This is a genomic window from Ruegeria sp. CF3, assembly GCF_056537365.1.
Map to the genome: position 1 here is coordinate 549,151 of NZ_JBQFRK010000001.1, position 14,702 is coordinate 563,852.

Annotated in this window: 12 protein-coding genes and 1 tRNA gene; 5 read left to right on the forward strand and 8 right to left on the reverse strand. The window is 57.2% G+C overall.

All coding sequences use genetic code 11. The features are described 5' to 3' along the window. Positions 1-53 precede the first annotated feature (53 nt). Positions 54-1,118: a recombinase RecA gene (gene recA, locus ACR0KC_RS02810; protein ID WP_170393025.1), complete on the reverse strand. Its 1,065-nt coding sequence runs from the start codon at positions 1,116-1,118 to the stop codon at positions 54-56. Positions 1,119-1,308: 190 nt separating this feature from the next. Between recA and ACR0KC_RS02815 the strand changes: the two genes are divergently transcribed. Beyond that, complete coding sequence (locus tag ACR0KC_RS02815; RefSeq protein WP_480704877.1) at positions 1,309-1,902, forward strand: gamma-glutamyl kinase; 594 nt, start codon at positions 1,309-1,311, stop codon at positions 1,900-1,902. Positions 1,903-1,907: 5 nt separating this feature from the next. On the opposite strand, the gene ACR0KC_RS02820 is transcribed toward ACR0KC_RS02815, so the two are convergent. The 3 genes from ACR0KC_RS02820 to guaB all read right to left on the reverse strand — a co-directional run bounded on the left by ACR0KC_RS02820 (position 1,908) and on the right by guaB (position 6,975). Then, a complete protein-coding gene (locus ACR0KC_RS02820; protein ID WP_480771453.1) occupies positions 1,908-4,199 on the reverse strand; it encodes an ATP-binding protein in 2,292 nt (763 codons plus the stop codon). 103 nt (positions 4,200-4,302) lie between these two features. Further along, positions 4,303-5,466, reverse strand: a complete 1,164-nt coding sequence (locus ACR0KC_RS02825) for an RsmB/NOP family class I SAM-dependent RNA methyltransferase (RefSeq protein ID WP_480771454.1) — start codon at positions 5,464-5,466, stop codon at positions 4,303-4,305. Positions 5,467-5,526: 60 nt separating this feature from the next. Further along, positions 5,527-6,975 carry an IMP dehydrogenase gene (guaB, locus tag ACR0KC_RS02830; RefSeq protein ID WP_480704881.1) on the reverse strand — a complete coding sequence of 483 codons (1,449 nt, stop codon included), beginning with the start codon at positions 6,973-6,975 and terminating at the stop codon, positions 5,527-5,529. Positions 6,976-7,190: 215 nt separating this feature from the next. Between guaB and ACR0KC_RS02835 the strand changes: the two genes are divergently transcribed. Next, on the forward strand, positions 7,191-9,236 hold the full coding sequence (locus ACR0KC_RS02835) for an ASKHA domain-containing protein (RefSeq protein WP_480771455.1): 2,046 nt from the start codon (positions 7,191-7,193) through the stop codon (positions 9,234-9,236). A 24-nt stretch (positions 9,237-9,260) separates the two neighbouring features. Beyond that, positions 9,261-10,118, forward strand: a complete 858-nt coding sequence (locus tag ACR0KC_RS02840) for a class I SAM-dependent methyltransferase (protein WP_480771456.1) — start codon at positions 9,261-9,263, stop codon at positions 10,116-10,118. 1 nt (position 10,119) lies between these two features. Here the strand turns inward: ACR0KC_RS02840 and ACR0KC_RS02845 are convergent. The 4 genes from ACR0KC_RS02845 to ACR0KC_RS02860 form a co-directional block, all read right to left on the reverse strand. Continuing rightward, positions 10,120-10,193: transfer RNA gene (locus ACR0KC_RS02845), tRNA-Gly, on the reverse strand. A gap of 111 nt (positions 10,194-10,304) precedes the next feature. Next, positions 10,305-11,369, reverse strand: a complete 1,065-nt coding sequence (locus ACR0KC_RS02850; RefSeq protein ID WP_170393018.1) for a methyltetrahydrofolate cobalamin methyltransferase — start codon at positions 11,367-11,369, stop codon at positions 10,305-10,307. A gap of 9 nt (positions 11,370-11,378) precedes the next feature. Continuing rightward, positions 11,379-12,305 (reverse strand): methylenetetrahydrofolate reductase, encoded by a 927-nt coding sequence (locus ACR0KC_RS02855; RefSeq protein ID WP_170596104.1) that lies wholly within the window; start codon positions 12,303-12,305, stop codon positions 11,379-11,381. Positions 12,306-12,331: 26 nt separating this feature from the next. Beyond that, entirely contained in the window at positions 12,332-12,628 is a 297-nt protein-coding gene (locus tag ACR0KC_RS02860; RefSeq protein WP_170393016.1) for a virulence factor, read from the reverse strand. A 241-nt stretch (positions 12,629-12,869) separates the two neighbouring features. Here ACR0KC_RS02860 and ACR0KC_RS02865 point away from each other — a divergent pair, with 241 nt between their 5' ends. Together ACR0KC_RS02865 and ACR0KC_RS02870 are read left to right on the forward strand one after the other, a co-directional pair. Beyond that, the gene (locus ACR0KC_RS02865; RefSeq protein ID WP_170393015.1) at positions 12,870-13,982 is read left to right on the forward strand and encodes a Ppx/GppA phosphatase family protein; all 1,113 of its coding nucleotides are present in this window, start codon (positions 12,870-12,872) and stop codon (positions 13,980-13,982) included. Further along, a complete protein-coding gene (locus ACR0KC_RS02870; RefSeq protein WP_170393014.1) occupies positions 13,982-14,698 on the forward strand; it encodes an RlmE family RNA methyltransferase in 717 nt (238 codons plus the stop codon). Before ACR0KC_RS02865 ends, ACR0KC_RS02870 begins: the two co-directional genes overlap by 1 nt. Positions 14,699-14,702 lie beyond the last annotated feature (4 nt).

Here is a 14,702-nt window from a genome sequence, read left to right on the forward strand (position 1 = left end):
TTTAGCACTGCCGGGGTGCCGGGGGATTTCTTCGGTTCCCCCTCAGGCACGCTTTAAGCTTCGAGGATGTCATCCTCTTCCGCCTCGGGTGGCATTTCAAAGTCTAACCCATGCGCGGCACGTATTTTGTCTTCGATCTCGAGCGCCGCACGGGAATTGTCACGCAGATATTGCTTGGCATTCTCACGGCCCTGCCCGATCCTCTCATCACCGTAGCTGAACCACGAACCCGACTTTTCGACCACACCGGCCTTGACGCCCAGATCCAGAAGCTCACCCATTTTGCTGATGCCTTCGCCATACATGATGTCGAATTCCACCTGCTTGAACGGCGGTGCCACCTTGTTCTTGACGACCTTGACGCGGGTCTGGTTGCCCACAACTTCGTCCCGATCCTTGATCGCACCGATACGGCGAATATCCAAGCGGACCGAGCTGTAGAATTTCAACGCATTACCACCGGTAGTGGTTTCCGGGCTGCCAAACATCACACCGATCTTCATCCTGATCTGGTTTATGAAGATCACCATGCAGTTCGAGCGATTGATCGAGCCGGTCAGCTTGCGCATCGCCTGGCTCATCAGCCGGGCCTGAACACCCACGCTGCTGTCACCCATGTCGCCTTCCAACTCGGATTTCGGCGTCAGCGCCGCAACCGAGTCGACCACGACCATGTTCACGGCTCCCGACCGCACCAAGGTGTCGGTGATCTCAAGTGCCTGCTCGCCAGTGTCGGGCTGAGAGATCAGCAATTCATCCAGATCCACACCCAGCTTGCGCGCATATTGAGGGTCCAGCGCATGTTCTGCGTCGACGAACGCGCAGACTCCGCCGCGTTTTTGCTGTTCAGCGATGCAGTGCAGCGTCAGCGTGGTCTTACCCGAGCTTTCCGGGCCATAAATCTCGACGATCCGCCCCATCGGCAGGCCGCCGATCCCCAGCGCGATATCCAAGCCCAGCGACCCGGTCGAGCTCGCATCGATATCCTGCTTGGAATCTTCGCCCAACTTCATGATCGAGCCTTTGCCGAACTGCCGTTCGATCTGGGCCAATGCGCTGTCGAGCGCCTTTTGCTTGTCTGCGTTTTTCTTGTCGCTCATCGTCAGAAGATCCGCCATTGTCCTGTCGCCTTCTCTTTTGTCACACCCTTGATCGGGCGGCAATCGCTGCTTTGTTCGCCTCTTGTTCCTTATGGGACCAAAAAGAGAACATTTCAACTAAAACTTATGAAAACTACTCTTCAGCAATTGTGTTAAAGAGTCGTTTACGACAATCTGAGACATGAAAGGCATTGAAGAGAAAAGATAAATGCTTGTTTTCTATGAAAAGCGGCTTGCGCTTCTGTCTGTTCCAAAGACCGGCTCCACCGCGTATCAATCAGCTTTGCGCGATCGGGCCGATATCGTCGTGTCCGGACCAACAGACCTGAAACATGCGAACATGCGTCGCTATGATCGCTTCTTCCAGACCATGTTTCGCAAGATGTTTGATGCAGAAATGGACGTCATGGCCATTGTGCGCGAACCTGTCGATTGGTTGGGAAGTTGGTATCGATATCGAACGCGCGCCGAATTGGCAGGTCATCCGCATTCCACAAATGGTTTAAGCTTCGAGGCATTCCTTGACGCCTATATGCAAAACCCCCGCCCGGCCTACGCAGATGTGGGATGCCAAACCGATTTTTTGCAACCCCGCAGTAACGGTAAAGGTGTTGCGCATATCTTCAAATATGACAGCCAGCAAAAGATACTGGATTTCCTTCAGAATCGGCTGGAATGTAAAATCGATCTACCGCGTGAGAACGTCTCGCCCGCTTGCCCAATGGACTTCTCAAAACAAACTGAACTCCGGTTCCAATCATTGCACGCCGCAGAATACGCATTGTATCGTGCTGCCGAATAAGGTTTTCAGTTCATTTGCTGAAACACCGCTTCGGTCAGCTGGGTCAACGAAAACGGCTTGGGCAGGAAGGTGGAATTTTCGATCTGAGGACCAGATTCGCCGAACGCCCCCTCAGTATAGCCTGACATGAAGACCACCCGCACTTCAGGCCGTGTTTTCATGGCCTCGCGCACCCAGGTCGGGCCGTCCATTCCGGGCATGACGACATCGGTGACAAAAACATCCACCAGCAAATTGGGGTCGTCCAACAATTGCAGCGCATCTTCGGCTGATTCAGCTTCAAGCACAGTGTAGCCTTTCAAGCGAAGCGCCCGCGTCGCGAAGGCGCGCACCGGGGCTTCGTCTTCGACCAACAAAACCACGCCTTCACCCAATCGGGAACTTTGCACCTCTGACGTATCGGGTACCTCAGGCTCCGATTCTTGGACCCGGGAACTCACAGGCAAGAGCACGGTGAATTCCGTTCCCCGGTCCTGCACACTGTCGACAAATATGAAACCACCAGTCTGTTTTACGATCCCGTAAACAGTCGATAGCCCCAGCCCCGTCCCTTCGCCTGTGCGTTTGGTCGTATAAAATGGCTCAAACACCTTTTGCAGTTTGTCTGCAGGAATCCCGATGCCGCTATCGATGACTTTGACCGTAACATATTCCCCCGGCTGTACCGTAGCCCGATCGCGCGTGATCGATTGATCCAATGTCACTACTTCGGTCTCGATCCGAATCTCCCCACCCTCAGGCATCGCATCACGCGCATTGACGACCAGGTTCATCAAGACCTGCTCTAACTGGCGCTTGTCCGCGCAGACGGATTTGAGCACCGGGTCATGACTGAGCGTCAGGCGGACCTTCTCGCCCACAAGACGGTTTAGCAAATGGATAAGGTCTGAAATCGTATCTCGCAGATCCAGCACCTCGGGCCGGAGCGTTTGTTTGCGCGAAAAGGCCAGAAGCTGGCTGACCAACGCTGCAGCACGGTTGGCGTTCTGATTGATCTGTACAAGATCGCCGTAATTCGGGTCATCTTGGTCATGGCGCAACAGCAACAGATCACAATGCCCCGAAATCGCCGTCAGCAAGTTATTGAAATCATGTGCGACCCCGCCAGCCAATTGCCCAACGGCTTGCATCTTCTGGCCTTGAACAAACTGCGCCTCCATCGTTTTCAGTTCGGTGGCATCGTTCAGAACCGCAATAAGACAGACCTGACCATCCCTGAGAATCCGTGACAGCGTAACTTGCACAAATACCTCTTTGTCCTTGCGCACCAAACGCAGGAATTCAGACCGCGGTGCTGCGCCTTGTTCGGCAGCACTCGCCAGCCAGTCCCTGATCGGATAGCCGAGCCCCTGCATCATGCTTTCGATATTCGTCCGCCCCGGTTGGATCTCACCGACCAATTCAACCGCGAGGTGGTTTGCTTCGCTAACATCTCCATCGGGAGACATGCACATGATCGCAACTGGCAAATCTGCAAATGATGTCGTGTGCTGCGGTCCTTCGGCGTGCTGCAGCGGCGTTAAAAGCAACTCACGCACAATACCGCTGTGCCTTAGCGTTGTGACAGTGAATGGTGCTTCGGTTTCCCCGGTTTTAATCTGTATGATGCTACCATCAACTGCACCGCCAGCTTGAACCATCGGCTTGAGGCATGTGGGAATTTGACCAAAAAGCTCGATAGCCGCATCATTGGCATCTAGCACCACGTCATTTCGTCCGATCGTCAGAACCGGCCGCTGCACGCTGCGCCAGATCTGGGGTGCATCTATTCTAAAACGCCAGCAAAACCGATTTTCACCCAGCTTTGAAACAGACACCGGTATTGTTTGTCCGCGCGTGACAACATCTTCTTCCCAAAAACCCCGTTTCAGGGCATGAGACTGCAAACGCAACAGCGCCGCCGACGGGTTTGCAAATACGGTACGCAGAGACTCATCTAGTCGCGTACCCGCGTTCCGAATAAGACGCGCATTGGCCTGAGCGTTCGCAACTAGCACCTCGCCCGTCGCATCCGAAATGACACAGGCATCGGTTTCTTGCTCTAGAAAACCCGTCATCGCAGCGTATGTTTGCGCTTCGATCTGATTCAATATCCAAGCGCGCGCCAAGGCAAAGACCACTACTACCAGGAAGGACAAGCCAACGGCTGCGACCCCAGCACTTAACCGTGGCGGCAAGACGTCAAAGAAGGAAAGTACGCTCAATAAAATGGCGATCAATGCCAGTGAGGCATAGCGCCCACGATCAATGCCCCATCCACTTGATCGAGAGGGGGTAAATTCAGATTGAATAGACATAAACAGCCCGGATTATTACAATTTCTGATCAATATCTGCCTGCAATGGTTAATTGCTGCTTAATGATCAGTGACATAAACTTCTTAAGGTTGTGTTTTAAAGTTTATATTCGCGTCAAGTGTGCTGTAAAAAATCCATCGGTCCCGTGTGAAACCAGCCACGTTTTGCGGTATCCGCTCTGCCATTCGGGATTGCTGGCAAAGAATCCATCAATAATGCCGTCGTTTTCAATCGTCAGCATCGAGCAGGTCGCATAGGCAAGCACGCCTTTGGGCGCAACGAGAGGTGATACGTCTCGTAGAATAGCGGCCTGAATCTGCGTCAGCTCGTCCAAGCGCTCCGGTGTAAGCGCCCATTTCCCTGCCGGTGCGCGGCGCCACGATCCGCTGCCGGAACATGGCACATCTGTCAAAACCACATCGAACGGGGCCTGACCGGTGATTTGGCCTGTGGTCAGGATCTTGACATCCGCGCCCGCCCTTGCCGCGCGCGCTGGCAAGTCGCGCATACGGTTGGGATTGGCATCATGGGCAATGACCTGAACACCCATATCCGTAGCCGCTAAAGCAAGGGACTTGCCTCCGCCACCCGCACAATAGTCCAGGACACGCATGCCTGGCTGTAAATCAAGCGCGGCAACAACCGCCTGGCTTGCGGCATCCTGCAACTCAACCAGCCCATCTGTATACGGACCGCTCTGAGATATCTTGCGTGCGCCCTCGGTAACTTCCAATGCAGTATCGCAGGCCGGATGTGGATGCGCCGTGATCTCCTCGGCAGCCAGTCGTTGAATGGCTGTGGGCAGGTCAGTTTTCAGCAGGTTGACCCTCAGATGAATCGGAGCGCGCGATTGTAGCGCGGCTGCGGCAAGTTCAGCTTCGTCCTTCAACGCGGCCTGAAATTGGGGCCACAACCATTCGGGGATATCCAGACGTTCTGCGTCGCTCTGAAATGACCTGGGTTGGTCAGCCTCGGTTACCTCTGCAGGTGCATATCGCGCGCCCGAAAATACTGACGTTAGGTCTGAGCCCAAGGATCGGGCGGCACCGATCATCAGGCCGCGCCCCGTCTCGGACCCACCGAGCGCCGAGAAGGATCGCTTGCACCGCAATGCATCAAACACATGATCCCGGATCGCAGCGCGATCCTTAGATCCCGCGAACCGACTGCGTCGAGCCCAGCCGGTCAACGCCTTCTCGACCGGTGCACCGGCAAGAATGTCATCGAGGATCTCGATCGAGGCCTGTACCCGAGCAGCAGGTGTCATCGCGTTTTCCGTTCGTCTACACGATCAATTTCGAGAGCCCCCCTGAAGGGTCTCACAAACTTACATCACGCGATAATTGGGGCTTTCCCGTGTGATCTGAACGTCATGCACATGGCTTTCCTTCAAACCTGCGCCAGTGATTTTGACAAAGTTGCAGTTCTGGCGCATCTCATCGACGGTGGCACAACCGGTATAGCCCATCGCCGCCCGCAAACCTCCAACCAGTTGGTGCACAACAGCGCTTGCGGACCCTTTGTACGGCACCTGGCCTTCGATCCCTTCGGGCACCAGCTTGTCATTCGCGGCGTCCTTCTGGAAATAGCGATCCGCCGAGCCGCGCGCCATCGCACCCAGACTTCCCATGCCGCGATACGATTTGAACGAGCGGCCTTGATAGAGGATCACCTCGCCCGGGCTTTCATCCGTGCCCGCAATCATCGAACCCACCATGGCGCAAGATGCCCCTGCCGCAATCGCCTTGGCGAAATCGCCCGAGAATTTGATGCCACCATCAGCAATGACCGGAACTTCCCCCGCCGCAGCGGCACAATCCATGATGGCCGTCAACTGAGGGACGCCAACACCCGCGACCATCCGTGTGGTACAGATCGAGCCGGGCCCGATGCCCACTTTGATCGCGTCTGCACCTGCATCGATCAGCGCTTTGGTGGCTTCGGCAGTGGCGACGTTACCGGCGATGATCTGAACCTCGTTCGACAGCGTCTTGGCACGTTTCACCGCGTCCAGAACCCCTTGCGAATGACCATGTGCAGTATCCACAACAATGATATCGACCCCGGAATCGACCAACTGCTCTGACCGCTCGAACCCCGCGTCTCCGACCGAGGTTGCAGCAGCCACACGCAGACGGCCCAACCGGTCTTTACAGGCCGTAGGGTTCAGCACGGCCTGTTCGGTATCTTTCAGCGTCAGTAAGCCTGTCAGCTTGCCCTTGCCATCGACGACCAGCAACTTTTCGATCCGACGCGCACGCATAAGGCTTTTGGCCTCTTCCAGATCGGCGGGCTCTTGCAGCATCGCCAGATTGTCAGAGGTCATCATCGCTTTGATCGGCGTGTCATCCGAGGTCGCAAAGCGCATATCTCGGTTGGTGACAATGCCGACGACACGACCGCTTTCTTCAACGACCGGGAAGCCGGTGAAGTTGTAGCGCTCTACCAAAGCCTGAGCATCTGCCAATGTTTGATCCGCGCGCAGCGTGACCGGGTTATAGACGATACCGGATTCGAACCGCTTAACCCGACGCACTTCGCGGGCCTGTTCCTCGACCGAGAGGTTTTTGTGCACCACGCCGATGCCTCCAGCCTGCGCCATGGCGATAGCCATACGCGCCTCGGTCACCGTGTCCATCGCCGAGCTTAGCAGCGGGATGTTCATCGTAATCTCACGCGTCACGCGCGTGGTGGTATCAGCGGTTGCCGGCAGCACAGAAGATGCGCCCGGAACCAGAAGAACGTCGTCGAAGGTGAGTGCCTCACGAATCTGCATTTGATAACCCCATGCAAAAGCCCGTTTGACGGTGACCCTATTGCATGGATTTCACCCGAGGGAAAGCCCCGAACCCAAGTTGTTTTCCCCTGCGGGCTTCTGCCACGCCCGAAAACGACGCAAGCAATGCAAAACGTGCCGCTGAATGCCCTTTCCCTTTGCGTTCAAACCCATATGTTCGCCGGCATACGCGCGAATACAAAGGCAAGCCATTCATGACCACCGATCCTCTTGTCGTTTTCACCCCGTCCGGCAAACGCGGACACTTTCCTGTTGGCACGCCAATCCTGACGGCAGCGCGCCAGTTGGGTGTCGATCTTGATTCAGTCTGCGGTGGACGCGGTATTTGTTCGAAATGTCAGATCACCCCCAGCTATGGCGAGTTTCCCAAACATGGCGTGACCGTCTCGGAGGACGCGCTGAGCGAATGGAACGCGGTTGAACAGCGTTATGACGACAAGCGAGGCTTGAAACCCGGGCGCCGTTTGGGCTGTCAGGCCTCGGTTCAGGGTGACGTGGTGATCGACGTGCCTCCTGAAAGCCAGGTTCACCGTCAGGTGGTCCGCAAGGCCGCCGCCGCCCGCGCCATCACCATGGACCCTGCTACACGCCTGTATTTCGTGGTGGTGGAAGAACCCGACATGCACTCGCCCACAGGCGATCTGGAACGGTTAGAGCGCGCCTTGCGCGAGCAGTGGAAGATCGACGCAATAACCGCCGACCTGTCCCTGATGTCCAAGCTGCAGCCAGTGCTTCGCAAAGGGAAATGGGGGGTCACGGTCGCCGTCCACAAAGGCCACAAGGACAACGTGGCCCGTATCGTCGAAATTTGGCCCGGCCTGCACGAACATGGGCTTTACGGTCTGGCTATCGACCTCGGCTCGACCACCATCGCTGCGCACCTGACCGATCTGGAAACAGGTGAAGTCAAGGCTTCTTCCGGCCTGATGAACCCGCAAATTCGTTTCGGCGAAGACCTGATGAGCCGCGTGTCTTACGCCATGATGAATCCCGGTGGCGACAAGGAAATGACCCGGGCCGTTCGCGAAGCGATCAATGACCTGACCACTTATATTGCTGACGAAGCGGAGATCGATGCCGCTCTGATCGTCGAAACAGTGTTCGTCTGCAATCCGGTCATGCACCATCTTTTGCTGGGTCTGGACCCAGTCGAACTGGGTCAGGCGCCATTTGCGCTCGCGACGTCTGAAAGCATGTCCCTGCCTGCGCATGAGATGGACCTGACCACGATGAATCCGCGCGCGCAGGTCTACATCCTGCCGTGTATTGCGGGCCATGTGGGTGCGGACTGCGCTGCCGTTGCCCTATCCGAGGAACCCGGCAAGTCCGACGATCTGGTACTGATCGTGGATGTGGGTACCAATGCGGAAATCTTGCTGGGCAACACCCACCGCGTTCTGGCCTGTTCGTCACCCACCGGCCCCGCATTTGAGGGTGCCCAGATCAGCTCGGGCCAGAGAGCCGCGCCCGGTGCGATTGAACGGATCGAAATCGATCCTGTCACCAAAGAACCGCGTTTCCGCGTGATCGGGTCCGAGAAATGGTCTAATGACGAAGGCTTTGATCAGGACATTGCCACCACGGGCATCACCGGTATCTGCGGCTCAGGCATTATCGAGGCCGTGGCCGAGATGCGCATTGCAGGTCTTCTGGACGAAAGCGGGCTGATCGGCTCGGCCGCGCAGACGGGCACATCGCGTTGCGTTCCCGAAGGCCGCACCAACTCTTATCTGATCCACGACGCCAGCGCCGAGGGCGGTCCGCGTATCACGGTAACTCAAGGTGATATCCGTGCCATCCAGTTGGCTAAATCCGCGCTTTATGCCGGTGCGCGTCTTCTGATGGACGAGATGGAGGTCGACCGCGTGGACCGCGTGGTACTGGCCGGAGCTTTCGGCGCGCATATTTCGACCAAACACGCGATGGTGCTGGGTATGATCCCTGATGCACCGCTGGAGAAGGTCTCCAGCGCGGGTAATGCCGCTGGAACCGGTGCCCGGATCGCGCTGTGTAACATCGGATCGCGGGCCGAGATCGAACGCGTGGTGCGCGAGATCACCAAGGTCGAAACGGCAATCGAGCCCAAGTTTCAGGACCATTTCGTCGCCGCCAATGCGATCCCACACAAAACCGATCCGTTCCCTGAATTGGCCCAGGTCGTCACCCTGCCCGCTCCGTCCTTCAATACCGGTGGCGGGGATGAGGAAAAATCTGGCCGCCGACGCCGCCGGAGGTCATAGTCGCCCCATCCACAGGAGGCGAATATGACATCAGTGAACGAGGAACAGGCGGAATTCTGGGGAAACTCGGAACAAGGCACCAAATGGCTGACCTATGAGGATCAGCTTGACCACGCCTTCGCGCCCGTTCTTGATCTCGTTCTGGACCGGGCCGCCCTGTCGGCGGGTATGCAAGTGCTGGATATCGGATGCGGCACAGGCGTCAGTGCAATCGCAGCGGCGCGCGCGGTTGGGGCCGAAGGACACGTATTGGCGGCCGATATATCGCAGCCGTTTCTGGACCGCGCAGCCAAACGTGCTGAAAGCAACGGGATACAGACTATCACTTTTCAGCACGCGGATGCGCAAACCTACGCGTTTGAACCCGGACAAATGGATGCCGCAATCTCCCGGTTTGGTGTCATGTTCTTTAGCGACTCGATCGCAGCATTCCGAAACATCGCCTCGGCACTGAAACCCGGTGGGCAAATGACGTTCGCTTCCTGGGGGCCATTGGACGTCAACCCGTGGTTCAAGATACCCCATGTCGCCGCCGTTCGGCGAATGGGTCAACCGCCCCGCGTAGACCGCTATGCGCCCGGGCCGCTGGCGTTCCACGACATCGACCATGTCAAAGGACTGATGACCCAAGCGGGGCTGTCTGAAATAGCCGGCGACGCGATCACAGTGAACCTGACGGGTTTTGGCGGCGTTGAAGGCACGGCGAGGCTGGTGACACGTGTTGGTCCTGCGGGCCGTGTTGTTGCCCATTTCGAAGGGAGTGAGGCTGATACTGACGCTATTCAAGAAGCGGTCGCAAAAGAGTTCCGACAGTATAAGTCTGGTGCGGAGATCCTCATCCCAGCGATGATCAACCTCTATCAGGCCCGACGCGCAGAATGATTGGAGCGGGTAGCGGGAATCGAACCCGCGCGTTCAGCTTGGGAAGCTGACAGGCTACCATTACATCATACCCGCCGCTGGGCATTGATTAGCACTGCTCTTTACTGGGGTTCAAGGGTCAACAAACGCTGACGAATCGAAAAGGCCGGATCAATAAATCCGGCCCAATCCATTGTTTTATTTACCTTAAGCGCGGCGACGACGACCACCGCCACGACGTCCGCGTGCACCCTCGCCTTCGGCTCCGGCCTCAGCGGGTGGTTTGTTGAACCTGATCCACTCACCGCCATGTGCGTCGTTGTTGGTCAGCAGGTTGGCGGCGCGGATGGCCTCCATCTCTTTGCCCGCACGCGGAAGGGTCGAACCCAGACCGAACATCTGTACAAAGGTTTCGTCGTCCATATCCTCGGGCAGAATGATACCGGCGGCAGCAACGGCCTCTTTCTTTTCAGCAATCTTCTTCTGCGTAACCGGCAGAGCCACCGGGTTCATGATCGCTGAAGTCATTCCGGCACCCATTGCCATCGGCAGGAAGGCGTTGTTGATACCGTGACGGTTCGGCAGGCCGAACGAGATGTTGGACGCACCGCATGTGGTGTTCACGCCCAGCTCTTCCCGCAGACGACGGACCAGAGCAAACACCTGCTGGCCAGCTGTTGCCATCGCACCAATCGGCATGACCAGCGGATCGACCACGATGTCATGAGCCGGGATGCCGTGATCGGCTGCACGCTCAACGATGGTTTTGGCGACGGCAAAACGCACATCAGGGTCTTCCGAGATTCCGGTGTCATCGTTCGAGATCGCCACAACGGGTACGTTGTATTTCTTGACCAGTGGCAGAACCAGTTCCAGACGCTCTTCTTCACCGGTGACCGAGTTCAACAGCGGACGACCTTCCGCCGCCTCAAGACCGGCTTCCAAAGCGCCCGGAACCGAGGAATCGATGCAAAGCGGTACATCAACAAGCCCCTGCACCAGCTCGACGATCTTGGTCATCAGCGGCGGCTCGGTCTCGTTCGGGTTGGGGTTCGAGTTGTAGACGACACCTGCGTTGATATCCAGAACGGTCGCGCCTGCAGCGACCTGCGCCAGAGCATCCTTTTCGACTGTCGAGAAATCGCCTGCTTCCAATTCGGCAGCCAGTTTCTTACGGCCCGTTGGGTTGATCCGCTCACCGATAACGCAGAACGGTTCGTCAAAGCCCAGAACGGCAGTTTTTGTTTTTGATTCTACGACTGTACGGGTCATGTCCGTTCCTTAGGAGTTAACCGGCTTTGCCGAAGCGCCGCCGTTGTTGATCGCCCAGTTGGCGTTGGTCTTGATCCCGCCCAGCGGGAAGAAGTGTACCTTGGTGATATTGAAATCCGGGTTGGCTGCCTTGTGATTGGCCAGTTCGGTGACCACATCGGTTGGCTCGTAAGGCAACAGCAGCTTGGACACGTCCATGGCGCGCTTCTGCAGGACTTTCAGCGATGGACCAACGCCGCAGGCGATAGCGAATTTGATCAGCGTCTGCAGCTTCGCCGGGCCCGCGATACCGATATGGATCGGCAGATCAATACCCGCTTCTTTCAGGCTATCTGCCCAAGCAATGATCGGCTTGGCGTCGAACGCAAACTGAGTGGCCAGCGCCATTTCGGCGTCGGTGGTTTCCGAAAACTTCTGCTTCCAGCGCAGCGCGTCATCGACATTCTTGGTCGAGCCGTCGGGATCGATATCCTTGTTACCTTCGGGGTGACCGGCTACGTGCAGTCGCTTGAACCCCGCCCTGTCGAACAGTCCGGTTTCCAGCAGCTGCATCGAGCTGTCGAAATCACCATGCGGTTTGGCGACACCACCAGCCAGCAGAAGCGCCTGCTCGACACCCGCTTCACCCTGATACATGGAAATCCAGTTTTCCAGCGTCGCGGCATCCTTGATGATCCGTGCCGGGAAATGCGGCATGACAGGGTAACCTTCGGCCGCGATGCGCTTGGCGGTTTTGACCATGTCTTCGATTGGCGTGCCCTCGATATGGGCGATGTAGACACGGGTGCCTTCTGGCAGCAGCGCGCGGAAATCTTCGACCTTTTCCGCAGTGCGCGGCATCACCTCGATCGAGTAGCCCTGCAAAAAGGCTTCGACGGTCGGGTTCACAGGGCCGTTTTCGACCGCATCACGTTTCTTGAAGTTCAGCAAAGCCATAGCGGCCTCCCATAAAGATCTGGGGCTCATGCCCAACCGTCATTGGCGATCAGGGTCTTGATACGGTCCTGATCGTACTCTGTTTCCAAACGCGCGGCCTCGGCTTCGGCTATTTCGGACGGGTCGCCCTCAACTGCGAAAGGCTCGGCTTTGCGCCACTCGGCCAGATAGGCATCACTATCCTTGGCGTTCACCTTCATTGCGGCCCGGTCGATGGCTTGTTCAAACCGCTCTTCCAACTGCCGCTTAGCGCCACGACGGCCCTTTCCGACGATGACTTGGGCGGGAATATCGCGCCAATATACGATGGTGACGTCAGGCATTACCGTGATTCCTCCTAACCAGATGGACCGGTTCTAAACTTCAATGTGGGTCCAAGTCGGTCGATTTTCGACATACGGCGTATTTGCAGCGACCTTTTTGCCCACGGCTGCATACCGCAGCTTTTAATGCCTTGGTGGCCAAAACCGAACATCAAAATCCTAATGACTTTAATGAGCGTCTTGCGTGATCCAATTGCGCGACCTATGGTCGGGGTAACTCGAAAATCGGAGGGCGTTTAAGATGGCGCCCAAGCGTCCCAGAGGTGCGGGCGCGTTCCCGAAAGCGGTCGAAAGCCCCGCGCCGGCAAGACCCGATCCAGATGCGTTATATGCGGCACTGGATTTGGGGACAAATAGCTGCCGCATGTTGATCGCCCAGCCCAAGGGCAGTGGATTTCATGTGGTGGACAGCTTCTCCAAATCGGTGCAGTTGGGTGCCGGTCTGGAACGCACCGGGCGATTGTCGCGGGCGTCCATGGCACGTACCGTACAGGCGTTGCGGATTTGTCAGCAAAAACTCAAGCGTAACAAGGTCAAGCGCATGCGCTTGATCGCAACCGAGGCTTGCCGTCGCGCCAAGAATTCACGCGATTTCATCCGGCAAGTTAAACGCGAAACCGGCCTGACGCTCGACATCATCCAGCCCGAGGAAGAAGCACGTCTGGCTGTGATTTCCTGTGCACCGCTGGTGTCGACCAAGACCGAGCAATTGTTGGTCGTCGATATCGGCGGCGGCTCAACCGAATTGGTCTGGATCGACATCTCCTCTGTTCCTCGTCGGGATCGGCCTGCCGCGATTATGAGATTGCATAACGGGTTCCACACGCCTGAAAGCCCTTTCCCTGCGGCCAAGGTGGTCGATTGGATCAGCGTCCCGCTGGGCGTGGCAACATTGCGTGATCAGTTCAACGACGTCGAAGACGATGCCGCGCGTTTTGCGCTAATGAGCTGGTTTTTCGAAGAAAATCTGGCCGATTTCGCACCTTACAAGGATGAACAGGCCCGCGAAGGGTTTCAGATTGTGGGCACCAGCGGAACGGTGACCACTGTCGCCGCCTCACACCTTGGCCTCAAGCGCTATGACCGGACGAAGGTGGACGGATTGCGGATGACCAGCGATCAGATTGACAAGGTGATACGAGGCTATCTAGAACTCGGCCCTCGTGGGCGCCGCCGTGATCCCCGGATCGGAGAAGATCGGCAGGCCCTGATCATGTCCGGCTCGGCCATCTTGCAGGCGCTGTTGCGCTGCTGGCCCACCGATCGCCTTTCTGTGGCGGACCGTGGGCTGCGCGAGGGTTTGCTTTATGCGCAAATGAGTGCGGACGGTGTATTGGAAGACGGACCGTTCTGATGGCGAAGACACCAACTGGCAAAAGCAACTCGGGTCGCGGGCAACGCGACCTGAAGGTGAAGGTCAAGACAGCGCGCGGGCGCAAGCTCAGCTCGACCCGCTGGTTAGAACGGCAGTTGAACGACCCCTATGTCAAACGCGCGCAGGTCGAAGGCTATCGCGGACGCGCGGCATTCAAGATACTTGAGTTGGACGACAAGTTCCGGTTTCTCGTACCCGGCGCGCGCGTGGTCGATCTGGGTTGTGCGCCCGGTGGCTGGCTGCAAGTCGCCGTGAAACGTGTAAATGCACTCGGCGAGAAAAGCGGCAAGCGCATCGGCACCGTTCTGGGGGTTGACCTTCAAGAGGTTGAGCCCGTCGCCGGTGCCACCGCGCATGTCCTTGATTTCATGGAAGATGACGCCGATCAGAAGGTCAAGGACTGGCTGGGTGGCAAAGCGGACGTGGTCATGTCTGATATGGCGGCTGCATCCTCGGGCCACAAACAGACTGACCACCTGCGGATCATGGCCCTGTGCGAAACGGCGGCTTATTTCGCGTTCGACGTGCTGGAAGAGGGCGGCACCTTCGTTGCCAAGGTGCTTGCTGGCGGGGCTGAGGGGGACCTTCAGAAACTGCTCAAGCAGAAATTCAACAAGGTTGCCAATGTGAAGCCTCCGGCCTCACGTTCTGATAGTTCCGAGAAGTTTGTTGTCGCCACCGGCTTCCGGGGTTAAGCGG